The following is a 24,764-nucleotide window of genomic DNA, read 5'->3' on the forward strand; positions in this document are numbered from 1 at the left end:
GTCATTTCTCCTCGTCGAATTGAAACTCCAAGCAGGCGATGCACCGTCCGCAAGGTTCTGAATTTCCGGTGTGGCACGAGTAGGTGCCGGTGATGCCTTTGCCTTGTGCGAGCCGGACAACATCCGCCTTCCCGAACTCGATCAAAGGCGCCAGCACCTTGATATGCCGCCCCATCGCGGTAGCGATAGTGGCTTCAGCCTGCATCACGAACTGTGGTTTTTGATCGGGGAACAGACTGAACTCCTCGGCCAGCAGGCCGATGGCTACCGCCGATGCACCCTGTTGATAGGCATACGCGCTACCCATCAACAAGAACATCAGGTTGCGGCCTGGAGTGAAGGCATCGGTCTTGATGTCCAGTTCTTTGCGGGTCAGGCCAGATGCAATGACATGCCCGAACCCTGACAAATCCATACGCACCGGCACAGGAAGCCCCAAAGCTTCGTGGACGAGCTTGCAGGTTTCCCATTCCTTGCGAGCTGCCCGCTGACCGTAGTCGATGAACAGCGGGAAGTGCTCGATGCCTTCTTCCTTCGCCAATACACCGATGAGCGTCGAATCAAGGCCACCGGAAACCAAGCTCACGAAACTCATATGAACGCCTCCTTCTTGGCCACGCGCATGGTCAGCCACGTTGCCAGATCGACGCAGCCAACCGAATGGCCGAACTCGGCCGCAATCTCCCGAAAGGTGTCCTCGATTTCCTCGTAGAACGACAGATGTCCAAGCTTGCTGGAAGACAGCGACAAACCACGCGCCAGTTGCAAATAGTCCAGCACATGAACGTCCAGCACAGCAAGGTCGGCGCAATAGTCCACACGCCGCAGGAATAAACTGGCCTGTTTGGGGCCGAAGCCCCAAACGTGCTGTGTCAGGGTTTCTCGGGCTTCCCTTGCGCTTTCGGCATCGAACAAGAATCCACGGATCGTTCGGGACTGTCCATAAATCTCGACGATAGTCGTGGCAAGGAGGGATGCCAGCCGGTTCTTGAAACGTGGCCGCGCCCACCGCTGCGTTCCATCGCCCTTGGGCATGGGCAACGGATCGGACAGAGCCTCAACCACCTTCCGCTCGATGACTTCCACGCTTCTGCCGCGTGGCGCGGGCTGGAGCAACCTCCGTTCGCGCAGCCGATCCGCCGTTGCTATAGCCATCTCGAACACCATCTGGCTGCCGAAAATACAAACCGCCGCTTCGTACAGCAATTCTTCTTCCGTCATCAATCGCCAGTTCTGCATGGCCGACGCATGGGACTTGACCTCAAGGCACATCTCACGAATGGTCTGGTTGATGATGGCAACAGTCATGGCTGGCTCCAGCCTGCAACATCGGCGATGTATCGAAACGCACGAGGAGAAAGATTGGAACGGCAGAATTCGTTCAGTCGGCCTTGGCCTGCCGCGTCACGCAGTCTTCGCATCCAGTCGGCGAAGAACTCAAGGTTGTGGGCAAGTGTGCGTGCTTGAAATGACAAGCTGGCATCGTCGCCCCATGCCGTTTGTCCGGCAAAAAAATCGGCTTGTGAAAGGTGATAGAGCAAGCCTGTTTCATGATCAACCACCGTTTGGCACCACTCCAACCCGTCGAAGCTGTCGGCGCCCATTGCCGAATACAACCCGATGGAGATGGGGTTGCCTGTGCCCAGCAGATGTAGAACGACGTAGCGCCCGAGTTCGTTCAGCGCTGCCCGGATGGTCTGCACAGCACGGGCGCGATCAAGAATTCCGTCACCGAGTCGGCGTTCTGGAACCGCCACCATCGTGACGCCGGTTTCAGCGGCGACCGCCGCACACAGCGCGGGCAATTCATTTGCCGAGGCGTGGACGATTGGGACGATCTGGCAGGAGCCTGCTGCGGCTTGATCCGCTCGCCAGCGCTCCACGATCAAAGCAACGTGCTCGTCCGCATTCGCTGGCGGCTGTTGCTCATCGAAGCCGAAGGCCAGGTCACAAGGGAATTTCCTCAACATCTTGTGAAAGTCGGCCTGTTTCCAGTCCGACTGCGCATCCTTCCAGAAGCTTTCGTAATTGCCGGAATCCATCAAGGTAACGATTCCTGCCTGACGAGCAGATGCCAGCGCATCGCGCGCCGGCTGTGGTTGCTCGATGCCAGCCAGATCAAAGGCCGACACGAGAAACTGACCTTTCAATCTGCCCAGTGATGACAAGAGTTGCAAATACTCCTGCGGGCGCAGTGCCGTCTTGACGGAGGAGATGGAAGGAAAATACACGGGTAACGGCAGAACCCGTGTTCCGACGGTCAACCCAGTAGGACGCGCGACAGTCATCACGCGCCCTCCGGCCTCTGTACCGTGGCAATACGCCTTGTGTCATTGAACCAGTTGGCGTGCTCGGTTGAGACGTGCTCCTCGACCCTTTCCGCCAGTGCGACCAACCGCTCCGGTTCGGCCAAGCCCTTGTAGGGGCCAGCGCCGGCGAGGAACAGATATTTTTCGTGCTTGAGCCGTTCGGCAGTAGCGCGGTACATCACCCACAGCGTTGAATACTGATTCATCTGCTGTACAGCCTCCAGCACAGCGATCAGCGCCCCCGCGATGGAAGCCGTCCATTTGGCACATTCCGCAGGTAGCAGGCTGGTCACTGGAATCAGGACAGCCAGCGCGATTTGAGTGAACTTCAGGTTCTTGAACCATCGTTGGCAATACCGGCTCTTGCCGTCATACCAGTTCAACTGATCGATGAGGCGAAACCATGCGGGATGCGCCCGCACTGATTCCGGGATGGGTGGTTCCTGCGGCGTTGTGTTCTTGTCGTTGCTCACGATTCCACCTCTACGGGGTTGGTGAAGAAAACACCCGCTCCAGCGTCGCGGGCAGCAGGGCGGCGTTGGCGGTGCGGATGGCGGCGTGCTTGGCTTTGAGTGCGGTGACCTCGGCTTGCAGGCGGACGAAGGATTGCTGGATGGGCAAAGGCGGAACGGGAACTTCAATGGCCTCCAGGTTGGTGGCAATCAGCGTGCGGTTGCGCGCAGCGGTACCGGGCGAGGCCGCATAGACCTTGGCAAACCCTTCGTCCGTCATGAAGTAGTAGGCAAGAAATCCCGGAACCGCCTTCGCCCGGTCTGCAACACAGGTCAGCATTCTGTGATTGCCAACACAGCCATGGTCTTCCGATTTGGCAAGAGCGATGCCCTGTTCCCACGCCATGATGTTGCTGAAGATCAGGTCACCCTCTTCCACGCGAAACATCTTTTGCCAAGTGAACTCCGAGCCTGCGACCGTGCGGCGATGGAACGTGCCTTTGTAAAAACTCCGCACTCCCAGTTCGGTGTAGCTGACTTCCAGATCGATCGCCACCTCGCGCCGCACCAGCGGGGCGACTTCGGACATGGGCCGCAGCGGGGCGTTTGCAATGGCGTCGCGGAAACTCACGGCGAGAAGCAAATCGCCATCAGTCTCGATTGACTCCAAGTTTTCCTTTATGACTTGGATTTTCTTGGCAAGTGAACGAAGCCGAAGCAAAGTCGAGTCATCACCGATACCAAACGACAAGTTGACGTCGGTGGTCGTGAATAGTCTTGAAATCTCGTCCTCGCGCTTAAAGATTCGTTCAATGACTTCGGACGGAGCCACATCCTCTAAAGAGCGTCTTGCATTCGGGTTCTTGCGATCGAGGTTGTAGCCGCTGGCGGCAATGTCGGCGGCGCTGACCTGCCAGGCTTGGGCGTTTTCTTTCCGCGCGTTCCACCACGCCAGCACGGGCGCGAATTCGTCGAACTGCAAGGGCGCGGTCTTGCTGTACTTCTTGCGGCCTTCGGGCAGCGGCAGTTCGTAGTACCAGATGGTCTCGGTTGGCCCGCCGCGCTCGAAGAACAGCAGGTTGGCCGGGATGTCGGTGTAGGGCGCGAAAACGCCTTGCGGCAGGCGCACGATGGTGTGCAGCTTGAATTCCTTGAGCAGCTCGGCCTTGATGACGGCCGCAACGCCGTCGCCGAACAGGGTGCCGTTGGGCACGACCACTGCTGCGCGGCCACCATGTACGGCGGCCTTTTTCCCCTTCACAGGGGCGCCCGCCACGCGCAGCTTGCGCATGATGTATTGCAGGAACAGCAGCGCGGTTTCTGCCGTTTGCATGTTCGGCGGAAAGTTGGCCTTGATGCCCGCCTCTTCCTCGCCGCCGAAGGGTGGGTTGGTGAGGATCACGTCCACGCGCTCGTCGTGACCGATTTCAGTAATGCGCCGCTCCAGCGTGTTGCCGTAGGCGATCTGCGGCGCTTCCAACCCGTGCAGCAGCAGGTTCATCTGCGCCAGCATGTAGGGTAGCGGCTTGGCTTCCTGACCAGCGAGCGTGTCACGCTGCAGGGTGCGGCGTTGCTCGGTGGTGGTGACCTGGGCGTTGAGGTGGTCGAAGGCTTCGACCAGAAAACCGCCGGTGCCGCAGGCGGGGTCAAGCACAGTGTCGCTCAGGTGCGGGTTGGTCACCTGCACCATGAAGCGCACCACGGGGCGCGGAGTGTAGAACTCGCCGCTGTCGCCCGCCGCGTCGCGCATTTCGCGCAGCATGGATTCGTACAGATGCGAGAGGGTGTGGATTTCCTCGCTGGCGTTGAAGTGGATGCCGTTGATCTTGTTGACGATGTCGCGCAGCAGATAGCCGCTGACCATGCGGTTTTGCACACCCTTGAACACGTTTGCAATGACTTCGCGCTGGCTGCCTTTTTCACCCTGGCCCGCCAGGGCGCGTAGATACGCGAACAGGCCCTGGCCCACGCTGCCGTCGGCGCGGTGGGTGCGTTCCTGCCCGATGAAGTCCAGCAGTTCGTCTCCGGTGATGCCGTCTTCGCGCGCGGCCCAGTCGCGCCAGCGGTAGGGCGCTTCGATGATGGGCTGGTAGCGCTTGCCGTCGAGTGCGGCTTCCTGTTCGTGCTTGAATTCAAGATCGTCGAGGAACTTGAGAAACATCACCCAGGTGAGCAGAGGCAGGCGATCCACGTCGCCGTTGAGGCCTTTGTCCTTGCGCAAAATCTTGCGTGCGCTGCCAATCAATGCGGAGAGATTGTCGCGGGTGGTGAGCGGGGTTTTGCTTTTGGCTTTTGCCATCGGGTTGGGGTCTTCTTATTGGTAGAGCGCGGTCTGTAGCCGAGTGACGGCCTCACGCATCGCAGGCACGCCGCCGAAGTGGCGGGTGGCGATCTCGGCGGGGGAGCCATAGCGGTCAAAGGGTTGCACCTTCATCAGCTCGGACAGCGCATTGAATTGGATGATGCCGCGCTCAATGTAGCGGTCGAGCAGCAGCGTGAGGATTTCACGGGCCGTATCGCCATACTGTGCGAACAGGTCTTGGGTTTGGCGCTTGGCAGCTTCGGCGCGCTGACGGCGCGTGCGCAGTGGCGCGTTCCACGCCAGGTGGCACAGCAGGTCGAAGGGGTCGGCGTCAGGCTGTTCGCTGCTAGAGGCCAGTTCCTCAAAGCTGATGCCGCGCTCGGTCAACTCACGCAGCACCTCGGCGCGGGTGTCCGGGTTGGCCCATTTGGATTGCAGCGCTTCGCGCGTGGGATAGAGCGTGCGCAGGGCACGGCCCGAATAGTCGGTGTACTTGACGACCTGGAGCTTCTTGCCGTCAGTGTCGAGGTCATAGACCAGATGGCCAATGACCTCGACTTCGCCGCCGTCGATGTAGAACTTGCGCGGCTCGGGCGGTGGCTCGCCGACCAGATGACCGGTGCCGGGGCCGATCTGCTCCTCGGGCAAGGGATACTTGGTTTCTTCCGGCGGTTCTGGCTCGGTGGCGGTTGCGCCGGTCTGCTCGCCTGCTTCGTTGACCGTCACCACCTCTATGCGCGCCGGGTCGCCGTCGAAATCCGGATCGGCGAAGTGCTGGGTGGCGGTGCCGGTGAAGTCGATGATGTTGAAGTATTCCTTGCCATAGTCCACCTTGAGCCGGGTGCCGCGCCCGATGATCTGCTTGAACTCGGAGCGCGAGCCGACCACGCGGGCCAGCACCACGTTCTTGACCATCTCGGCATCGACGCCGGTGGTCAGCAACTGCGAGGTGGTGAGGATGACGGGCGTGGTCTTGTCCACGTCCTGAAAATCGGCCAGATGCGCCAGGCCAATGTCGCCCTCGTCGGCGGTGACGCGGCAGACGTAGTTGGCGTACTGCTGCACCAGGTCGCTGTTGAGGTTGATGAGCTCCTGCCGCATCTCGGCGGCATGCTCCTGATCGACACAGAATACCAGCGTCTTGGCGAAGCGGTCGGTGCCCTTGAGCAGGTCGGTCAGGTGACGGGCCATAGCCTTGGTGCGGGCGCGCAGCGCGACGACGCGCTCAAAGTCCTTGGTCTGGTATTCGTCGTCGGGCACCTCGCGGCCATAGCGGTCGAGTTCGTCCTTGCTGGGCCGCCAGCCCGCAGCGTCCACGGTGGTGATGACGCGATGCACGCGGTACGGGGCGAGAAAGCCGTCCTCAATGCCTTGGCGCAGGCTGTATGTATAGACGGGGTTGCCGAAGTATTCGTAGCTGTCGCGCGATTCTTCGCGCAGCGGCGTGGCTGTCATGCCGAACTGCACGGCGGGCGCGAAGTAGTCCAGCACCACGCGCCAGGAGCTTTCATCGCGGCTGGAGCCGCGATGGCATTCGTCGATGATGATGAGGTCGAAAAAGTCCGGCCGGTACTGGCGGAACACGTCGGCGTTGGCGGTGGCCAGCGCCTGATAGATGCCGAAGTACATGTCTCGGCTCTGGCTGGTGTCGCCGCCGCTGATCTTGTGCCGGGCGTCGCCAAAGGGCGCGAACATCTTGGCCATCGGGTCATCGACCAGGATGTTGCGGTCGGCGAGGAACAGGATTTTTGGGCGGCGGTACTCGCCGGTTCGGTTCCAGCGGCTGTTCCACAGCTTCCAGCAAACCTGGAAGGCCACATTGGTCTTGCCCGTGCCAGTGGCCAGCGTGGCGAGGATGCGCTTCTGCCCCAGCAGGATGGCCTCGATCACGCGCTGGATGGCGATGCGCTGGTAGTAGCGCGGCACCTTGCCGGAGACCAGGTTGAAGGGTTCCAGCAGGTGCTTGGTTCCATCCTGCGGCAGGTGCGCGGCGCTGGTCAGGCGGGCGAACAGCTCATCCGGCGTGGCGTAGCGATCCACCTCTCTCTCGGTGCCCGTGGTGTAGTCGATTTCGATGATGCGATGACCGTTGGTTGCGTAGGCGAACTTGAGGCCGAGGATTTCGGCGTACTCGCGTGCCTGCTGCACGCCGGTTTCAGCAGGCAAACCAACCTCCTTGGCTTCCACCACGGCCAGCGGGTAGTCGCGGCGGTAGTACAGCAGGTAGTCGGCGCGCTTTTGCTGGCCGCGCCGCACCTTGCCGCCCGCCACGATGATGCGGCCGTTGGTGAAACTGCGCTGCTCGCCGATGGCGTGAGGGGCAGTGCCCCAGCCCGCCTCGACCAGCCTGGGCGTGACGAATTCGCGGCAGGTGTCCGCCTCGGTGATCACTCCGTCTCGCATCGCCATCCCTCCCTCAGTCGATCAAAATTTTGAAACTGGTCGCGAGCGCCACCGGCGCAATCTCGCGTGCGCTTTTTTTCAGTGTCACCAGGCCGTAGCGCTCCATCATCCTCAGCGTACGCGAGAGGTTGGGCACCTGCCGCCCGGTGAGTTCTGCCAACGCCGTCAGAGACGGAGGTCGCTGGTCGTGGATCAGCCGCAGCAGCGCCCGGTTGTCCTCGGACAGCACTGCTGCCAGCGTGGGCATGGACGGAAACCAGACAGTCGGTACGTCACTGCCCGTGGCTGCAGGCTTGGGGACATCGGAGCGGCGAATCCCGACTACACAGCGCTTCATCCAAGGAGTCCTGATGGAAATAGTGGACTCTGAATTTTATCTGAATCGATCCGGATCCTGTAGACACCTGCGAGCCTCAGAATTGAGGCCTGACAGGAGGTGCCATGAGTCAGAAGAGATATCCGGAAGAATTCAAGATCGAAGCGGTCAGACAGATCGTGGAGCGGGGCCATGCGGTGGCCGAAGTATCGGAACGTCCAGGCGTTAGCCAACACAGCCTGTACAAGTGGATCAAGCAGCGACAGATGTCCCCCGGCCAGCGCCAGGAGCAGTTGAGCCAGTCCGAGGAGCTGCGCCGCCTGAAGGCCGATCTCAAGCGTGTTACCGAGGAGCGCGACATTTTAAAAAAAGCCGCCGCGTACTTTGCCAGGCAATCCGGGTGAGGTACGCGCTTATCCAGCGTCATGAGGGTGTACACGCGGTGCGCCGCCTATGTTCGGTGCTGGGGATCCATCCCAGCGGCTATTACGCCTGGAAGCACAAACCCTGCAGCGACAAGCAACGCGATGACCAGCGTCTGCTGGGCCTGCTCAAGCAGGCTTGGCTGGAGAGTGGCTGCGTGTATGGGTACCGCAAGCTGACTCTGGACATGCGCGATCTGGGTGAGCCGTGCGGCAAGCATCGTGTGGCACGCCTGCTGCGCGCAGCAGGTATCCCGTTCACAGACAGGCTATCGCCGCCGCCATGACAGCCGGGGCGGCAGGCCTGCCATGGTGGCTCCCAATCATCTGAATCGGCAGTTCACGCCGATGTGCCCCAACCAGGCATGGGTGACGGATATCACCTGTATCCGCACCCATGAAGGCTGGCTGTATTTGGCGGTGGTGCTGGATCTGTTTTCCAGGCAGGTCATCGGCTGGTCCATGGGAAGCCGGATCGATGGCCATCTGGCGCAGGCAGCCCAAAGAGCCGGTTGTGGTGCATTCCGATCAGGGATGCCAGTTCACGGGGCAGGATTGGCAGAAGTTTCTGCGCGCGCACAACCTGGTCAGCAGCATGAGCCGGCGCGGCAACTGCCACGACAACGCGGTGGCGGAGAGCTTCTTTCAACTGCTCAAGCGCGAGCGCATTCGTCGCCAGACCTATTCAACCCGGCAGGATGCGCGGGCCGATGTCTTCAACTGCATCGAGATGTTCTACAACCCCAAACGACGCCACAATACTTGCGGGGCGGTGTCCCCGATAGAATTCGAAAAACGTCACTACCAGCGGCTCGCTAGTGTCTAGTAGATCCGGGTCGATTCAACCTGCTCCTTGGTCAACGCCGTCTTGTGCCGCGTCTTGTTCTTCGGCAATGCATTGCGCACCGGCCAGACCGGATCAATATCGGCGCGAAGGGTGGCAACCGAAAACTGAAAGATGGCCGATAGCGTACGCTTGGCTTCTGCGGCAACCGAAGGGGTGCGTGCGTGGTCTGTAGGATGGCAAGTACCTGATGCGCAGTGATGTCACGAACAGGCAGCTTGCCCAGCGCCGGAAAGACCACACGACGCAGCATGTCTAGCCGCCGTTTCTTTGTGACGTCTTCCCAGTCTTTGGTTGCCAGCCATTCCACTGCGATCAACTCCAGAGTATTGCTGCGATCCAGTTCCTGGCGAACCTTGTCAAGCTGCTTTTGCTGAACGGGGTTGATCCCATCCTTGACGAGTTTGCGTGCAGCATGGGCTTTCTCGCGGGCCTCGGACAAGGGAGTAGCCGGGTACTCACCCAGGGCCATCATCGATTCCTTGCCGCCCAACTTGAAGCGGTATCGGAAGGCCTTGACCCCATTGGGCTTGACCTCCAGATAGAGGCCGTCGCGGCCGTTTAGTCGGTAGAGCCGTTCGCGTGGCTTGGCGGTACGGCAGTGCATGTCGGTAAGCATGGAAGAACCATACCCACGCTCGTACCCAATTTTTTCTTGGGAGAGCATGAAAAACGGTGCAACGTGATGCAACACGAAGCGCCGTCAAATAGCATATAAGTCGTTGATTTCAAATACTATTTTGAACCACCGTGAAGCAACGTGAACAGATGCGAAACCTGGCAAGAACGCTCAGACGTTGAACAAGAAGTTCATCACATCCCCATCCTTGACAACATACTCCTTGCCCTCGGCGCGCATCTTGCCCGCATCCTTGGCGCCCTGCTCGCCCTTGTAGGCGATGAAGTCATCAAAGGCAATCGTCTGCGCACGGATAAAGCCGCGCTCGAAGTCACCGTGGATCACGCCGGCGGCCTGCGGGGCGGTGTCGCCAATGCGGATGGTCCAGGCGCGCACTTCCTTCACGCCGGCGGTGAAGTAGGTCTGCAGGCCGAGCAGCTTGAAGCCGGCGCGGATCAGGCGGTTCAGGCCGGGTTCGTCCTGGCCCAGTTCCTGCAGGAACATGGCGCGGTCTTCGTCTTCCATCTCGGCCAGTTCGGATTCGATCTTGGCGCAGATCGCCACCACCGGCGCATCGCCGTGCGCCTTGGCAAATTCCTTCAGACGATCCAGCAGCGGGTTGTTCTCGAAACCGTCTTCGGCCACGTTGCCGACAAACATGGCGGGCTTGGCGGTGATCAGGCAGAGCTGCTTGATCAGGGCCTGTTGCTCATCGCTCAGGTCCAGCACGCGCACCGGCTTGCCTTCCAGCAGGCCGTTCTGCACCACCTCCAGCACCTTGACCATGGCGATGGCTTCCTTGTCGTTGCCGGACTTGGCCGCCTTGGTGTAGCGCTGCTGCGCCTTTTCCACCGTGCCCAGGTCGGCCAGGCAGAGTTCGGTCTGGATCACCTCGATATCGGCAATCGGATCGACCTTGCCGGAAACGTGTACCACGTTGGGATCTTCAAAACAGCGCACCACGTTGACGATGGCATCGGTTTCGCGGATGTGGGCCAGGAACTGGTTGCCCAGGCCTTCGCCCTTGCTGGCACCGGCTACCAGGCCGGCAATGTCCACAAACTCCACAATGGCCGGCACCACGCGCTCGGGCGTGATGATGTCGGCCAGCTGGTCCAGGCGCGGATCCGGCACTTCCACCACGCCGGTATTGGGCTCGATGGTGCAGAAGGGATAGTTCTCGGCGGCGATGCCGGCCTTGGTCAGGGCGTTGAACAGGGTGGACTTGCCCACGTTGGGCAGGCCCACGATGCCGCATTGGAGGCTCATGGTGATTCCTTGGGTGATGCTGGCAAGGGGCCACACGCGGGGCCGCACCTTGCGAAAAATCGGAGGTCTGGACGTGCTTGCGCCCAATCCTCCAAGTGTATGCGAAGCAGGCCTAAAATGGCCTTTTCTGCTATGGGAACCTGTCATGTCCTTCCATACCTATGATGTCTGCATCCGCGGCAGCGGCATCGTCGGACGTTCGCTGGCCCTGCTGCTGGCACGCCATCGCCTGCATGTGGGCCTGGTCGAGTCGCCTACCTTCCCCGGCCAGCAGGCCGATATCCGCGCCTACGCCATCAACCACAAGTCGCAGGCGCTGCTCGCCAGCCTCAAGTGCTGGCCTGGTCCGGACAAGGCCACACCGGTCAGGGAAATGCGCGTCTGGGGTGATGCCCAGTCGCAGACCGTGTTCAGCGCCAGCCAGCTGCAACAGGAGGCCGTGACCTGGATCGCCGATGTGCCCACGCTGGAGCACATGCTGCAGCAGGCCTGCCAGTACCAGGGCGGCATCGAGGTCATCACGACCGAACAGGCCGAAGCCGATCCGGCCCCGCTCACCGTGATCTGCGAAGGCAAGCACAGCACGACCCGCGCCGAACTGGGCGTGGAATACGATGTCACGCCTTATCGCCAGAGCGCCATCGCCACGCGCGCCACACTGGACGCGCCGCACCGCCAGATCGCCTGGCAGTGGTTTGCCCACACCGGCAACAACAGCGAGATCCTCGCCTTCCTGCCGCTGGGTGGCCCGGATGGCCAGGAAGTCGGCATTGTCTGGTCGGTCGATCGCGGCCGCGTGCCCGAGCTGCTGGCGCTGGATGACGCCGCCTTTGCCGCCGCCCTGGACAGCGCCGCCCACCTGCAAGCCAACGAAGCGCCACACGTCACCGCCGTGCAGCGCCGCGTCGCCTGGCCGCTGCAGCTCGGCATGGCACAGCGCTGGGTCGGCAGCCAGCTCGCCGCCGATGGCAAGACGCGCCTGAGCTGGGCGCTGGCTGGCGATGCCGCGCACAGCGTGCACCCGCTGGCCGGTCAGGGCCTGAACCTGGGCCTGGCCGATGTCGCCCTGCTTGGCGAGATCCTGGGGCAACGCCCGCTCTGGCGCAGCACCGGCGACATGCATCTGCTGCGCCAGTACGAGCGCGCGCGCAAGACCGCCAGCGCGCCGCTGATTGCCGGCATGGACGGCATCCAGCGCCTGTTCTCGCACAATGCCGCCGGCGTGCGCCAGCTGCGCAACCTCGGCATGGCGCTGTTCGATCGCAGCGGCCCGGTCAAGGACTGGGTAGCGCGTCGCGCCATGGATTGACACCCGCTTCAACTACAGTAAAGTAGAACCTTTTACATACTTAACCGGCCGCCTGCGGCCCACTCCTGTCCATGAATTTCCGCCATCTGGCAGCCGCTGCGCTGCTTCCCGCCTCCCTGCTCGCGCTCAGCGCCTGCCAGCAGGATTCCGCCAGGCCCGCGGCAACCGCCTCTGCGACACTTGCGGCCTCTTCTGCCGCGCGTCCCGCCGCAGCGGCCAGCGCCAGCCCCGATGCCATGGCTGCCCTGCAGCAAGCACTGGAGCAGCGCATTCCGCAGCTCAACGGCCATATCCTGGAAGTCAACCCCAGCCCCATGCCCGGCTTGTACGAGGTGCTGGCCAGCGGCAACAACCTGTTCTATACCGATGCCCAGGGCGATTTCCTGCTCAACGGCTCCCTGCTCGATACCCGCACACAGCAGGATCTGACCGCGGATCGCATCGATCAGCTGAGCGCCATCGCCTTTGACAAGCTGCCGGCACAGGACGCCTTTGTCACGAAGCGCGGCGACGGCAGCCGCCAGCTCGCCGTGTTCTCCGACCCCAACTGCCCGTTCTGCCATCGCCTGGAAGAATCGCTGGCCAAAGTCGACAACATCACCATCCACACCTATCTGCTGCCGATCCTGGGCGAAAACTCCGTCAGCCGCGCCGGACAGATCTGGTGCGCGCCGGACCGCGTCAAGGCCTGGGAAGACTGGATGCTGCGCAAGACGGCTCCCGCAGCCGCCGCCAGTTGCGATACCGATGCCCTGCAGCGCAACGTGCGCTTTGCCGAACAGCACAACATCACCGGTACGCCAGCCCTGGTTTTTGCCAATGGCAAGCGCGTCAGTGGCGCGATTCCGGTCGAGCAGATCGAAAAACTGTTGGCAGAAAGCCAATAACCGGGGCGGGCCGCTGCATTTTGTCGGCCGGCGTGCGGAATTCCTCTCGGCCAGGGGCGATTTGCTCGACAATCAGGGGTTGCCCGCAACACGCAGCCTGACGTCAGCCGCACGGCAGGAGCGTGTTGCCGCCGCCTGATCCTCGCCATGCTGCCCCAAACCAGTCGCCATTTCATCCGAGCCATCCTGTACCTGGGCTGCGTGCCCATGGCGTTATTGGCGATCCTGATGTGGCTGGTGCATGACGAACTGCACGGCTTTGTCGCCGTGGCACTGGCCAGCTACGCCGGCATCGTGGTCGCCTTTCTGGGCGGCGTGCACTGGGGCATCGGCCTGCGCATTGGCCTGCATGCGCCCAAGTTCCACTTCATCTGGGGCGCGATTGCCGCCTTCTGTGGCTGGTTCGGCACGCTGATGATGCCGGCTGCCGGCATGCCCTTTCTGGCGCTGATGTTCGTGATTTGCTACATCGTGGACGATCGCACCTGGGTGCGTGCCGGCCTGAGCGAGTGGCTGACGGCACGCTTTCACGCCACCGTGATTGCCGTGCTGAGCTGCCTGGCAGGTGCTGCCGGCTCCATGTAAGGCCTGCCGCCTGCCCCGACACGCGCGGTGCCCTGCTGCGCTATGCTTGTCGCATGGCCAAGAAAAAATCCCCTGTTCCTGCCGCTGCAGCTGCACCGCCTGCCCCGGTTGCCACGGCTGCGCCCATCAGCTACCAGATCTCGGCACCCGTGCCGCAGCAACACCTGTTCCAGGTGCAGATGGTGGTGCAACAGCCCGCCGCACAGCAGGAGCTGATGCTGCCGGTCTGGATTCCCGGCAGCTACCTGATCCGCGAATTTGCCCGTCACCTGCAGCAACTGCGCGCCACCCAGGACGGCAAGCCCTGCCGCGTGGTGCAGCTGGACAAGCACCGCTGGGTGGTGGAATGCAGCAGTGGCAAGCCGCTGACGATCAGCTACCAGGTCTACGCGCACGACAACTCGGTGCGCACCGCCTGGCTTGATGCCAACCGCGGCTTCTTCAACCCGACCAGCCTGTGCCTGCAGGCCATGGGCCGCACCCGTCTGCCGCATGCGATCACGGTGATCTCGCCCGACCCGGCCTGGCGGCTGGCTACCGGGCTGGATCCGGAACAGATCGATGCACGCGGCTTTGGCCGCTATCTGGCACCCGATTACGACACGCTGGCCGACAGCCCGTTCGAGCTGGGCGATTTCTGGGAGGCCGGCTTCGAGCTGCATGGCGTACCGCACCGTTTCGTCGTGGCCACGCCGCCGCCCGGCTTTGACGGCGCACGCCTGCTGGCCGACACGCAGCGCATCTGCGACACCCAGACGCGCTTCTGGCACGGCAACAAGCCCAAGGACAAGCTGCCGTTCTCGCGTTATGTGTTCATGCTCAATGCCGTGGATGACAGCTACGGCGGCCTTGAACACCTCAACAGCACCGCGCTGATCGCCAGCCGCAAGCACCTGCCACGCCACGGCGCGGAAACCGGCGAGGACTACATCACGCTGCTCGGCCTGATCAGCCACGAATACTTCCACACCTGGAACGTGAAGCGGCTGCGCCCGGCCAGCCTCACGCCTTACGATTACAGCCGCGAAAACTACACCAGCCTGCTCTGGTTCTTCGAGGGCTTTACCAGCTATTACGACGACCTGCTGCTGCTGCGCGCCGGCTGCATCGACATGGCGGATTACCTGCGCCTGCTGACCAGGGCGATCGAGCAGGTACGCGGCACGCCGGGGCGGCTGCAGCAGACCGTGGCGCAATCGAGCTTCGAGGCATGGACCAAGTACTACCGGCCCGATGCCAATACCGCCAATGCCACCGTCAGCTACTACACCAAGGGCGCCCTGATCGGTCTGTGCCTGGACCTGACGCTGCGCCAGGAAGGACAAACCACGCTCGATGCCGTGATGCGCACGCTCTACCAGCGCTGCCATGCCGATGTCGACGATGCCGCACAGCGCGGCATGCGCGAAAAGGACGTGCTGCAAGTGCTGGAGCAACTGGCCGGCCGCAGCCTGGCGCCCGAGATCAAGGCCTGGGTGCACGGCCGTGGCGAATTGCCGCTGGAGGAACTGCTGCAGGCGCACGGCATCCAGGTCGAGCGCAGCCCGGCCAGTCTGGACCGCCAGTGGGGCCTGCGCTGCCAGGAAGGCAGCAGCATCCAAGTGCAATCGGTCTGGCGCGATGGTGCCGCAGAACAGGCGGGCCTGGCCGCCGGCGACGAATGGCTGGGCATTCGCCTGCCGGCGACAGACGGTGCCGGCCAGCATGCGGCCTGGCGCGTCGGCAGTCTGCAGGAGGTGCGCAACTACCTGCCGGCCCAGGACCGGGGCGCGCCAGGCTGTACCGCCATCGTGGCGCGCGACAAGCGTTTGCTGGAGCTGCCGTTCACGCTGCCGGAGCAGCCGATGGAGCAGTGGAAACTGGTCGAGTCCCGGCCAGACGACAAGCCGAAAAAGAAGAATGACAAGATAGACAAGCCACGCAAGGAGTGGCCATGGCACTGAACACGCCCAGCCACCTGCTCTACCTGCACGGCTTCCGCTCATCGCCCCAATCGGCCAAGGCACGCCACGTGGCCGGCTGGATGCAGCAGCATCAGCCTGCGGTCGTCTGGTGCTGCCCGCAGCTGCCGCCCTCGCCCGCCGAGGCCATTGCGCTGCTGCAGCAGCTGACGCAGCATTGGCCGCAGGACGGCAGCGCCGTGATCGGCTCCTCGCTGGGCGGCTTTTATGCGGCGCACATGGCGGCCATGCGCGGCTGGCGCAGCGTGCTGCTGAATCCGGCCGTGCACCCGGCTCGCGATCTGGCGCGCTACATCGGTGACAACACCGCCTGGCATGACCCGTCCGAGCACTTCTATTTTCAGCAAGCCTACATCGACGAACTGCGTGCCATCGAGCAGCAGACGCTAGCACTGGAGACGCAGCGCCTGGCCGACAATACGCTGGCCCCGGCGTTTGCGCTGATCTGCGAAGGCGACGAGGTGCTGGACTGGCGCGAGATGCAGGCACGCCACACACATGCCCGGCAGCGCGTGTTGCCGGGCAATGACCACGCGATCAGCGACTTTCCACAGCACTGGCCGGAGCTGGCCGCCTTCCTGCAACTGGACAATACGCAGGGTCAGCCTGCATAAAACCCCCGCCGGGCAGGCAAACATGGGAAAATGGCACGCTTATGTTTGCCATGTTTGAAGAGTCCGGAAAGTATCTGGCCGGACGCATCCTTTCCCAGGCGGAAGCCTCCTCCCAGATCGAACTCGATTCCGGCAAGCGCGTCAAGGTCAAGCAGGCCCACATCGTGCTCACTTTCGACAAACCTGCCCCGGCGGAACTGCTGGCGCAGGCGCAAGCCCTGAGCGCCGACATCGATGTGCAGCTGCTGTGGGAATTTGCCCCGGAAGACGAATTCGGTTTCCGCGAGATCGCCTGCGACTATTTCCAGGACCCTGCTTCCCCCGTGGAGCAGGCCGCTGCGCTGTTGGCGATTTTCAACGCGCCGCACTATTTCCGCCGTGCCGGCGGCTCCAAGGGCCGCTTCAAGAAGGCCCCGGCCGAGATCGTGCAGCAGGCGCTGCTGGCGATCGAGAAAAAGCGCCAGCTCCAGCTGCAGATCGATGCCTGGGCCGCCGAACTGGTGGCCAGCCATTGCCCGCAGCCGGTACGCGAGCAGCTTTACCGCATCCTGTTCAAGCCGGACAAGAACGGCCCCGAATACAAGGCGGTGGTGCAGGCCGCGCGCGATGCCAGACTGGCCCCGCTGGAGCTGCTGCAGCGCGCCGGCGCCATCGATTCGCCCTACCAGTTCCACTGGCAGCGCTTCCTGTTCGAATTCTTCCCGCGCGGCACCGAATTTCCGCCGCTGCAGCCGGTACAGATCGATGACAGCGAACTGCCGCTGGCCGAGGTGCAGGCCTACTCGATTGACGATTCCAGCACTACCGAAATCGACGATGCCCTGTCAGTCACCGGCCTGGGCAGTGGCCGGGTCACGCTGGGCGTGCACATTGCCGCCCCCGGCCTGGCGGTGCAGCCCGGCGATGCCATCGACAAGGTGGCGCGCGAGCGCCAGTCCACTGTCTACATGCCCGGCTACAAGATCACCATGCTGCCGGCCGATGTGGTCGAACACTACACGCTGGGTGCCGGCCAGCCGCGCCCGGCGCTGTCCTTCTACGCCACTTTCGACGAAAAGACGCTGGAGCTGCAGGACACGCGCAGCGCGGTCGAGCGCGTGCCAATCGCGCACAACCTGCGCCTGGATGTGCTGGACCCTGTCGTCACACCGCAGTGGCTGGACAACCCGGCCGCCAGCAGCGATATCGCCGAACTGCAGACGCTGCGCCCACAACTGGTGTTCCTCTGGAAGCTGGCGCAGCAGCTCAAGGCACGCCGCGAAGTGATCCGCGGCAAGCCCGATGTGCAGACACGCCCGGACTACAACTTCCGCCTGATCCGCGACGAGGCACTAAAGCAGCTGCCGCCGGATGGCAGCGAAACCGTGGTGATCGAGCAGCGCCAGCGTGGCGCACCGCTGGACCTGATCGTGGCCGAAGCCGCCATTCTGGTAAACCACCACTGGGGCCAATTGCTGGCGACCAGCGGCGTACCCGGTATCTACCGCAGCCAGGCGGCGCTGGCCCCCGGCGTCAAGGTACGCATGGGCACCAAGGCGATCCAGCACGCCGGCCTGGGCGTGCCCTGCTATGCCTGGAGCACCTCGCCGCTGCGCCGCTACGTGGACCTGGTGAACCAGTGGCAGCTGATTGCCACCATCCGCCACGGTGCCACGGCTGCGCTGGTGGTGCCGTTCAAGCCCAAGGATGCCGAGCTGTTCGGCATCATCTCGGCCTTTGAAGGCGCGCATGCCGGTTACCAGGCCTACCAGCGCAACATGGAGCGATTCTGGACGCTGCAGCACATCCAGCGCCACGGTATGACCGAACTGACCTGCAGCGTCATCAAGGAAGGCGTGGTGCGCGCCAATGACCTGCCGCTGGTGATCGACGTGATCGGTACCGATGCCATGCCACGCAACGCGCAGGTGCGCGTCAAGCTCGGCACGGTCAACCTGATGTCGTTGGACGTGACCGGCGTCGTCACCACGCGCCTGGGCGACAGCCCGCAGGCCGGCCTCGGCGAGAACAACAGCGAGGAAGACGAGGACGATCTGGCAGCCGGCCCGCTGGCGATTGCGGTGGACGTGAACGAGGCGGACAGCACGGAGACCACCGCTTCCTGATGCCGCTGCAGCGCCGGCCCCGGCCTACAATGGCTGGCAGGCGCTGTTCCGGTGCCCCTGTTTCTTGCCGAGTCCATGCCGATGACTGTTCTTTCCGCCCCTGTCGACCGCTACGCCGTGATCGGCCACCCGGTCAGCCACAGCCGCTCTCCCTGGATCCACACGCGCTTTGCCGAACTCACCGGCCAGGCGCTGGTCTACACCGCCATCGACAGCCCGGAAGACGATTTCGCCGGTACGCTGCAGCGCATGCAGCAGGACGGTTTTGCCGGTGCCAACGTGACGGTGCCGTTCAAGCTCGAAGCCTTTACCCTGGCCGATCGCCGCAGCACCCGTGCCACCCTGGCCGGTGCAGCCAACACCCTGATCTGGCAGCGCCACGGCGACCAGCTGCAGCTGCACGCCGACAACACCGACGGCATCGGCCTGATGCGCGACATCGTGCACAACGCCGGTGTACCGCTGACCGGTCAGCACATCCTGCTGCTCGGTGCCGGCGGCGCTTCCGCCGGCGTACTTGGCGTACTGCTGGCCGAGCGTCCGGCCTCCATCACCATTGCCAACCGCAGCATCGACAAGGCCGAAGCGCTGGCCGCCTCGCATGCCAACTGGGCTGCGCAGCATGGCAGCACGCTGCAGGCGATCCGCCTGGAGCAGGTACTGGCCGATGCCGCCCTGCCGCAAGCGTTTGACGTGGTCATCAACGGTACCTCCAGCAGTCTGTCCGGTCAGCCGCTGCAACTGGCGGCGCGGCATTTGGCACCGCATGCGCTGGTCTACGACATGATGTACGGCCCCGCTGCCCGCCCGTTCCTGCAACATGCCGCCAGCCTGGGCGCACAGACGCGTGACGGTCTCGGCATGCTGGTGGAACAGGCCGCCGAAGCCTTCCGCCTGTGGCGCGGCGTGCGACCCGCGACTGCACCGCTGCTGTCCGCGCTGCGCCAGGAGGTCGATGCTGCATGAAGCGCCTACTGCAACTGCTGGGCTGGATCGTGCTGGCAGGGGTGCTGCTGCAGCTGTTCTTTGTCGCGCGTGTGCTGCTGATGCGCGTGGTCGATCCGCAATCCACCAGCTTCCAGCGAGCCGAAATGGCGCGTCTGGTAGCGCAGGGCGAATTCGGCTGGCGCCAGCAATGGGTGCCCTATGAGGAGATGTCCGATCACCTCAAGCGCGCCGTGATCGCCGCCGAAGATGGCGATTTCATCAACCATGATGGCGTCGAGTGGGAAGCGATCGAAGCCGCCCGCGCCCGCAACGCCGCTGCCGAAGCGCGCGCCCAGGCCCAGATCAAGCGCGCCGAAGAGCAGATGGCACGTGCCCAGCAGCGTGCGCAACAGCGCATCGACCGCCTGGAAAAACAGGGCCGCCCCGTGGACGAGAAATTGCGTGCCGTCGCCGAAGGCAGCGCCTCTTCGCCGGTGGACCGGGTGCGTCCGCCCAAGATCCGTGGCGGCTCCACCATCAGCCAGCAGCTGGCCAAGAACCTGCTGCTCTCGAGTGAGCGCACCCTGCTGCGCAAGGGCCAGGAGCTGTTGCTGACGCAATACCTGGAGCTGTTCCTCGACAAGCGCCGCATCCTCGAGATCTACCTGAACAATGTGGAATTTGGTGCCGGCATTTTCGGGGCCGAAGCCGCCGCGCAACACTACTACGGCAAGCCGGCCGCCAAGCTCTCGGCGCTGGAGGCGGCCCGTCTGGCGGTCATGCTGCCGCGTCCGCGCTATTACGAGCAGAACTTCCGCTCCGGCTACCTCAACAGCCGCGCCAGCACGATTGCCGCGCGCGCGCGTGGCGTGGCCCTGCCCTGACATGAGCGTCCGCATTCTCGGCATCGATCCCGGCCTGCGCACCACCGGCTTCGGCGTGATCGAAGCCGATGGCCTGCAACTCGGCTATGTCGCCAGCGGCACCATCCGCACCGTCAGCCGCAAGATCGAGCAGCAGGACGAACTGCCGCACAAGGGCGATCTGCCAGCACGCATCAAGCTGCTGTGCGAAGGCATCCGGGAGGTCATCGAGACCTATCGCCCCGATGTCGCCTCGCTGGAAATCGTGTTCGTCAACGTCAACCCGCAAGCCACGCTGCTGCTGGGCCAGGCGCGCGGTGCCTGTCTGGCAACGCTGGTGGGATGCCAGCTGCCGGTGGCCGAATATACCGCGCTGCAAATGAAGAAAGCGGTGGCTGGCCACGGCCGTGCCAGCAAGGCGCAGATCCAGGAAATGGCGCGCCGCCTGCTCAACCTCAACGGCCTGCCCGGCACCGATGCCGCTGACGCCCTCGGCCTGGCGATCACGCACGCGCACGCACGCGGCACCATGCTGCAGCTGGCCAAGGCCACGCCATTGCAGCGCCGGGCGCATGCCTTGTACAAGGGGGGGCGCAGCTACTGAGGCTGCGCGACAGGGAGATTCAGATGCGCTGGATCACCAGCACGGCAAAAAACAGGCACAGCACCACGATCGTCCAGCTGAACAGCCGGATGCTCTGGCGCTTGTAGCGTTCATTGCGTGTAAACAGGTAGAGCACCATGGTGCCGCCGCTGAGCAGCAGCATCAGGAAAAACAGGACGCGGACAATCGCCATGAGTCAGGACTGCGGGCCGGTGCCGCAGCTCACCACTGCATGGCGAGTTCGCCAAAGCCCTTGGGCGCGGCACGCTCGCTGTCAAAGCTGACGATCTCGTAGGCGTCCGGCTGGCTGAGCAGCTCCCGCAGCAGCAGGTTGTTCAGGGCGTGGCCGGAACGGTAGGCGCTGTAGGCGGCCAGCAGCGGGTGACCGATCAGGTACAGGTCGCCCATGGCATCCAGGATCTTGTGCTTGGCGAATTCGTCGTCGTAGCGCAGGCCGTCGGCATTGAGCACGCGGTAGTCGTCCATGACGATGGCATTGTCCAGGCTACCGCCCAGTGCCAGGCCGTGCGACCGCATCATTTCCACGTCCTTGGTAAAGCCGAAGGTGCGGGCGCGCGCGATGTCGCGCGTGTAGACGCCGGAAGACATGTCGAATTCCACGCTCTGGCCGGTGGAGTCGACCGCCGGGTGGGCAAAGTCGATCTGGAAGCGCAGCTTGAAGCCGTGGTAGGGCTCGAGACGGGCCCACTTGCCCTTCTCGCCCTCGCCTTCACGCACCTCGACCGGGCGCGTGACGCGGATGAATTTCTTGGGTGCGCGCTGCTTCACGATCCCTGCGCTTTGCAGCAGGTAGACGAAGGAGGACGCGGAACCGTCGAGGATGGGCACTTCCTCGGCAGTGATGTCGATATACAAGTTGTCGATGCCCAGGCCGGCGCAGGCGGACATCAGGTGCTCCACCGTATGCACTTTCACATCGCCATTGGAAATGGTCGAGGCCAGGCGGGTATCGGTCACGGATTCGGCCGAAATCGGGATATCCACCGGATTCGGCAGGTCCACGCGGCGAAACACGATGCCGGTATCAGCGGCAGCGGGACGCAGGGTGAGCTCGACACGCTGACCGCCATGCAGGCCTACGCCTACTGCCTTGGTCAGGGTCTTGATGGTTCTCTGTTCTAGCATGTCCCCATTGTAGAAGCGCGAGGCTTCTGCCGTGTTTGAAGTTGTTTATGCACCGGATAGCCATCCCTGCTGGCAGGGCGGAACCGTTTGCCGGACAAACGCACAGGGCGCTGCAGGCGATGCGTGTTGCGTGCGCACGGACAGGCAACCGTGCACACGCAACCAAGCAGGAGTCGTCACGTCATCGCTGTCTGCAGACAGACAGGCTCAGACGTTCTGGCCGAGGGGATCAGACCCCGGCCGGTCAATGCTCGCAGATCAGTCTGCCTGCTTGCGCAGGAAGGCCGGGATCTCGAAATCGTCCATGCCGCTGGAAGCCAGCTTGTCGACGCGTTCGGCCGCATGGGTGCGGTCCACGCCACGGCTGCTGCCCCACACGCTGGCACCCATGCCACCGGACGGTGCCACGCCGCTCATGGCGGGCATCGGGGCGGTTTGCGGCAGGCCGTTGGTATTCACGTAGACCGGCATGTCGTCGGTACCGGTGCGGCTGCTGATGACCTGCATCGGCACCGCCTGACGCTGCGCCTGCTGGCGGCTCAGGCCGGTAGCAACCACGGTCACGCGCAGGTCGTCGCCCATGGACTGGTCGTAGGCCGTACCGTAGATCACGTGTGCGTCCGGGGAAGCGTAGGCACGGATGGTGTTCATGGCCAGTTGCGATTCCTTCAGCTTCAGGCTGCCCTGGGCTGCGGTGATCAGCACCAGCACGCCCTTGGCACCAGACAGGTCGATGCCTTCCAGCAGCGGGCAGGCCACGGCCTGCTCGGCAGCGATGCGGGCACGGTCCGGGCCGCTGGCGGTGGCGGTACCCATCATGGCCTTGCCGGGCTCGCCCATCACGGTCTTCACGTCCTCGAAGTCGACGTTCACGTGGCCGGGCACATTGATGATTTCGGCGATACCGCCAACGGCGTTCTTCAGCACGTCGTTGGCGTGGGCAAAGGCCTCTTCCTGGGTCACGTCATCGCCCAGCACTTCCTGCAGCTTCTCGTTCAGCACCACGATCAGGGAATCGACATTGGCTTCCAGCTCGGAGACCCCGGAATCGGCATTGGTCATGCGGCGGCCACCTTCCCACTCGAAGGGCTTGGTCACCACGCCCACGGTCAGGATGCCCATTTCGCGTGCCACGCGCGCGATCACGGGAGCTGCACCGGTACCAGTACCGCCACCCATGCCGGCGGTCAGGAACAGCATGTGGGAGCCTTCGATGGCAGAGCGGATCTCCTCGACCGCGACTTCGGCGCAGTCACGGCCCTTCTCGGGCTTGCTGCCGGCGCCCAGGCCGGTGGTGCCGAGCTGGATCACGCGGTGTGCCGTGCTGCGGGCCAGCGCCTGGCCGTCGGTGTTGGCGCAGATGAATTCCACGCCCTGCACGCCGCTCTCGATCATGTGTTGCACGGCGTTGCCGCCGCCGCCACCCACGCCCATCACCTTGATCTGGGTGCCTGCGTGGAACTCTTCGGTTTCGATCATTTCGATGCCCATCTGTACTCTCCTTGCTTGAGTAAAAGTTGCCTTGGTTTGCCTGTGGTGACGTTTAAAGCCTGTCGGGGCTTGCCTTGCGGCGAAACAAAACGGTGTGCTGCATCAGAAGTTCCTCACGATCAGATCCTTGATGCGGCCGAACACGCCCTTCATGGACGCGTCCTTCTTGCGGATGCTGGTGTGCTCGCGCAGCTGCGACATGCGCATGTCCTCGAGCATGCCCATGACGACGGCGGCACGCGGCTGCGACACCATGTCGGCCAGCGCGCCCCGGTAGCCCGGCGTGCCCACACGCACCGGCTTCAGGAAAATGTCCTCGCCCAGCTCGACCATGCCCGGCATCACGGCGCTGCCGCCGGTCAGCACCACGCCAGACGACACCAGATGCTCAAAGCCGGAGCTCTGCACTTCCTTTTGCACCAGCGAAAAAATCTCTTCCACGCGCGGCTCGATCACGCCGGCCAGCACCTGCTTGCTCAGCAGGCGCGGCGGACGGCCGCTCAGGCCGGCCACCTCGATATGGGTTTCCGGATCGGCCATCAGCTGCTTGGCGCAGCCGTTCTGCAGCTTGATGTCTTCCGCGTCTTCGGTCGGCGTGCGCAGCGCCATGGCGATGTCGCTGGTGATCAGCTCACCCGCCACCGGCAGCACCGCCGTGTGGCGGATGGTGCCGCCGGCAAACACGGCGATGTCGGTGGTACCGGCACCAATGTCCACCAGCACCACGCCCAGCTCGCGCTCGTCCTCGGTCAGCACCGACAGGCTGGCCGCCAGCGGATTCACCATCAGCTGGCCGACTTCCAGGCCGCAGCGGCGCACGCACTTCAGGATGTTCTCGGCGGCGCTGTGGGCGCAGGTGACGATGTGCACCTTGGACTCCAGGCGGATGCCGCTCATGCCGATCGGCTCCTTCACCTCCTGGCCGTCGATGACAAACTCCTGCGGTTCGATCTGCAGCAGGCGCTGATCGGTGCTGATGTTGATCGCGCGTGCCGTTTCCAGTACCTTGGCGACATCGGTCGGGCTGACCTCGCGGTCACGCACCGCCACCATGCCGACCGAGTTGCGGCCACGGATATGGCTGCCGGTAATGCCGGTGGTGACATGGGTGATCTTGCAGGCCGCCATCATCTCGGCCTCGCGCACCGCCTGCTGGATGCTCTGCACGCAGCCTTCGATATTGACCACCACGCCGCGCTTCATGCCGTTGCTGGGCGCAACACCCATGCCCAGCACCTTGAGCGTGGCGTCCGCTTGTACCTCGGCCACCACCGCCATGATCTTGCTGGTGCCAATGTCCAGGCCTACGACGAGATCCTTGTATTCTTTTGCCATG

General features: G+C 63.4%; 22 protein-coding genes and 1 pseudogene. 10 read left to right on the forward strand and 13 right to left on the reverse strand.

Annotated features, from left to right (window positions below; all coding sequences use genetic code 11):
• Window position 1: 1 nt before the first annotated feature.
• The 7 genes from C513_RS0103835 to C513_RS0103865 are packed head-to-tail and all read right to left on the reverse strand — an operon-like array spanning window position 2 to window position 7,803.
• Window positions 2-595: a 7-cyano-7-deazaguanine synthase gene (locus C513_RS0103835; RefSeq protein WP_018714713.1), complete on the reverse strand. Its 594-nt coding sequence runs from the start codon at window positions 593-595 to the stop codon at window positions 2-4.
• The gene (locus C513_RS0103840) at window positions 592-1,308 is read right to left on the reverse strand and encodes an 8-oxoguanine DNA glycosylase (protein WP_018714714.1); all 717 of its coding nucleotides are present in this window, start codon (window positions 1,306-1,308) and stop codon (window positions 592-594) included. Before C513_RS0103840 ends, C513_RS0103835 begins: the two co-directional genes overlap by 4 nt.
• Window positions 1,305-2,288 carry a hypothetical protein gene (locus C513_RS0103845; RefSeq protein WP_018714715.1) on the reverse strand — a complete coding sequence of 328 codons (984 nt, stop codon included), beginning with the start codon at window positions 2,286-2,288 and terminating at the stop codon, window positions 1,305-1,307. The genes C513_RS0103840 and C513_RS0103845 overlap by 4 nt, the downstream gene beginning before the upstream one ends.
• Window positions 2,288-2,782, reverse strand: coding sequence for a DUF4231 domain-containing protein (locus C513_RS12635; RefSeq protein ID WP_211215721.1), 495 nt, complete (start codon window positions 2,780-2,782; stop codon window positions 2,288-2,290). The genes C513_RS0103845 and C513_RS12635 overlap by 1 nt, the downstream gene beginning before the upstream one ends.
• Before the next feature lie 10 nt (window positions 2,783-2,792).
• Entirely contained in the window at window positions 2,793-5,060 is a 2,268-nt protein-coding gene (locus C513_RS0103855; protein ID WP_018714717.1) for an N-6 DNA methylase, read from the reverse strand.
• Window positions 5,061-5,075: 15 nt separating this feature from the next.
• On the reverse strand, window positions 5,076-7,466 hold the full coding sequence (gene hsdR, locus C513_RS0103860; RefSeq protein WP_211215722.1) for an EcoAI/FtnUII family type I restriction enzme subunit R: 2,391 nt from the start codon (window positions 7,464-7,466) through the stop codon (window positions 5,076-5,078).
• 13 nt (window positions 7,467-7,479) lie between these two features.
• The gene (locus C513_RS0103865) at window positions 7,480-7,803 is read right to left on the reverse strand and encodes an HVO_A0114 family putative DNA-binding protein (protein ID WP_018714719.1); all 324 of its coding nucleotides are present in this window, start codon (window positions 7,801-7,803) and stop codon (window positions 7,480-7,482) included.
• Between the two features lie 104 nt (window positions 7,804-7,907).
• On the opposite strand from C513_RS0103865, the pseudogene C513_RS13530 reads away from it, so the two are divergent.
• A pseudogene (locus tag C513_RS13530) lies at window positions 7,908-9,030 on the forward strand (IS3 family transposase).
• A gap of 31 nt (window positions 9,031-9,061) precedes the next feature.
• Here C513_RS13530 and C513_RS13535 read toward each other — a convergent pair.
• Together C513_RS13535 and ychF are read right to left on the reverse strand one after the other, a co-directional pair.
• A complete protein-coding gene (locus tag C513_RS13535) occupies window positions 9,062-9,715 on the reverse strand; it encodes a tyrosine-type recombinase/integrase (protein ID WP_245552803.1) in 654 nt (217 codons plus the stop codon).
• A gap of 123 nt (window positions 9,716-9,838) precedes the next feature.
• Window positions 9,839-10,936: a redox-regulated ATPase YchF gene (gene ychF, locus C513_RS0103885; RefSeq protein WP_018714721.1), complete on the reverse strand. Its 1,098-nt coding sequence runs from the start codon at window positions 10,934-10,936 to the stop codon at window positions 9,839-9,841.
• A 145-nt stretch (window positions 10,937-11,081) separates the two neighbouring features.
• Between ychF and C513_RS0103890 the strand changes: the two genes are divergently transcribed.
• From C513_RS0103890 to ruvC, 9 genes are all read left to right on the forward strand, one after another.
• Window positions 11,082-12,245 carry an FAD-dependent monooxygenase gene (locus tag C513_RS0103890; protein ID WP_018714722.1) on the forward strand — a complete coding sequence of 388 codons (1,164 nt, stop codon included), beginning with the start codon at window positions 11,082-11,084 and terminating at the stop codon, window positions 12,243-12,245.
• 71 nt (window positions 12,246-12,316) lie between these two features.
• Window positions 12,317-13,132 carry a DsbC family protein gene (locus C513_RS0103900; RefSeq protein ID WP_156816031.1) on the forward strand — a complete coding sequence of 272 codons (816 nt, stop codon included), beginning with the start codon at window positions 12,317-12,319 and terminating at the stop codon, window positions 13,130-13,132.
• A 147-nt stretch (window positions 13,133-13,279) separates the two neighbouring features.
• Window positions 13,280-13,717, forward strand: coding sequence for a DUF3429 domain-containing protein (locus tag C513_RS0103905; protein WP_018714725.1), 438 nt, complete (start codon window positions 13,280-13,282; stop codon window positions 13,715-13,717).
• 53 nt (window positions 13,718-13,770) lie between these two features.
• Window positions 13,771-15,660 carry a M61 family metallopeptidase gene (locus tag C513_RS13540; protein WP_018714726.1) on the forward strand — a complete coding sequence of 630 codons (1,890 nt, stop codon included), beginning with the start codon at window positions 13,771-13,773 and terminating at the stop codon, window positions 15,658-15,660.
• The gene (locus tag C513_RS0103915) at window positions 15,651-16,292 is read left to right on the forward strand and encodes a YqiA/YcfP family alpha/beta fold hydrolase (RefSeq protein ID WP_018714727.1); all 642 of its coding nucleotides are present in this window, start codon (window positions 15,651-15,653) and stop codon (window positions 16,290-16,292) included. The genes C513_RS13540 and C513_RS0103915 overlap by 10 nt, the downstream gene beginning before the upstream one ends.
• A gap of 41 nt (window positions 16,293-16,333) precedes the next feature.
• The gene (locus C513_RS0103920; RefSeq protein WP_018714728.1) at window positions 16,334-18,397 is read left to right on the forward strand and encodes a ribonuclease catalytic domain-containing protein; all 2,064 of its coding nucleotides are present in this window, start codon (window positions 16,334-16,336) and stop codon (window positions 18,395-18,397) included.
• An 81-nt stretch (window positions 18,398-18,478) separates the two neighbouring features.
• On the forward strand, window positions 18,479-19,363 hold the full coding sequence (gene aroE / locus C513_RS0103925; protein ID WP_026320516.1) for a shikimate dehydrogenase: 885 nt from the start codon (window positions 18,479-18,481) through the stop codon (window positions 19,361-19,363).
• A complete protein-coding gene (locus C513_RS0103930) occupies window positions 19,360-20,208 on the forward strand; it encodes a transglycosylase domain-containing protein (RefSeq protein ID WP_018714730.1) in 849 nt (282 codons plus the stop codon). The genes aroE and C513_RS0103930 overlap by 4 nt, the downstream gene beginning before the upstream one ends.
• 1 nt (window position 20,209) lies before the next feature.
• Window positions 20,210-20,791, forward strand: coding sequence for a crossover junction endodeoxyribonuclease RuvC (gene ruvC / locus C513_RS0103935; RefSeq protein ID WP_033394812.1), 582 nt, complete (start codon window positions 20,210-20,212; stop codon window positions 20,789-20,791).
• A gap of 19 nt (window positions 20,792-20,810) precedes the next feature.
• On the opposite strand, the gene C513_RS14245 is transcribed toward ruvC, so the two are convergent.
• The 4 genes from C513_RS14245 to ftsA all read right to left on the reverse strand — a co-directional run bounded on the left by C513_RS14245 (window position 20,811) and on the right by ftsA (window position 24,763).
• Window positions 20,811-20,984: a hypothetical protein gene (locus tag C513_RS14245; RefSeq protein ID WP_018714732.1), complete on the reverse strand. Its 174-nt coding sequence runs from the start codon at window positions 20,982-20,984 to the stop codon at window positions 20,811-20,813.
• 29 nt (window positions 20,985-21,013) lie between these two features.
• The gene (gene lpxC, locus C513_RS0103945) at window positions 21,014-21,937 is read right to left on the reverse strand and encodes a UDP-3-O-acyl-N-acetylglucosamine deacetylase (RefSeq protein WP_018714733.1); all 924 of its coding nucleotides are present in this window, start codon (window positions 21,935-21,937) and stop codon (window positions 21,014-21,016) included.
• Between the two features lie 258 nt (window positions 21,938-22,195).
• Window positions 22,196-23,428, reverse strand: a complete 1,233-nt coding sequence (gene ftsZ, locus C513_RS0103950) for a cell division protein FtsZ (protein ID WP_018714734.1) — start codon at window positions 23,426-23,428, stop codon at window positions 22,196-22,198.
• A 102-nt stretch (window positions 23,429-23,530) separates the two neighbouring features.
• Entirely contained in the window at window positions 23,531-24,763 is a 1,233-nt protein-coding gene (ftsA, locus tag C513_RS0103955; RefSeq protein WP_018714735.1) for a cell division protein FtsA, read from the reverse strand.
• Between the last annotated feature and the right edge of the window lies 1 nt (window position 24,764).

The sequence above is a fragment of the Allobrachymonas chironomi DSM 19884 genome, from assembly GCF_000374625.1.
In the GTDB taxonomy this organism is placed as follows: domain Bacteria; phylum Pseudomonadota; class Gammaproteobacteria; order Burkholderiales; family Burkholderiaceae_C; genus Brachymonas; species Brachymonas chironomi.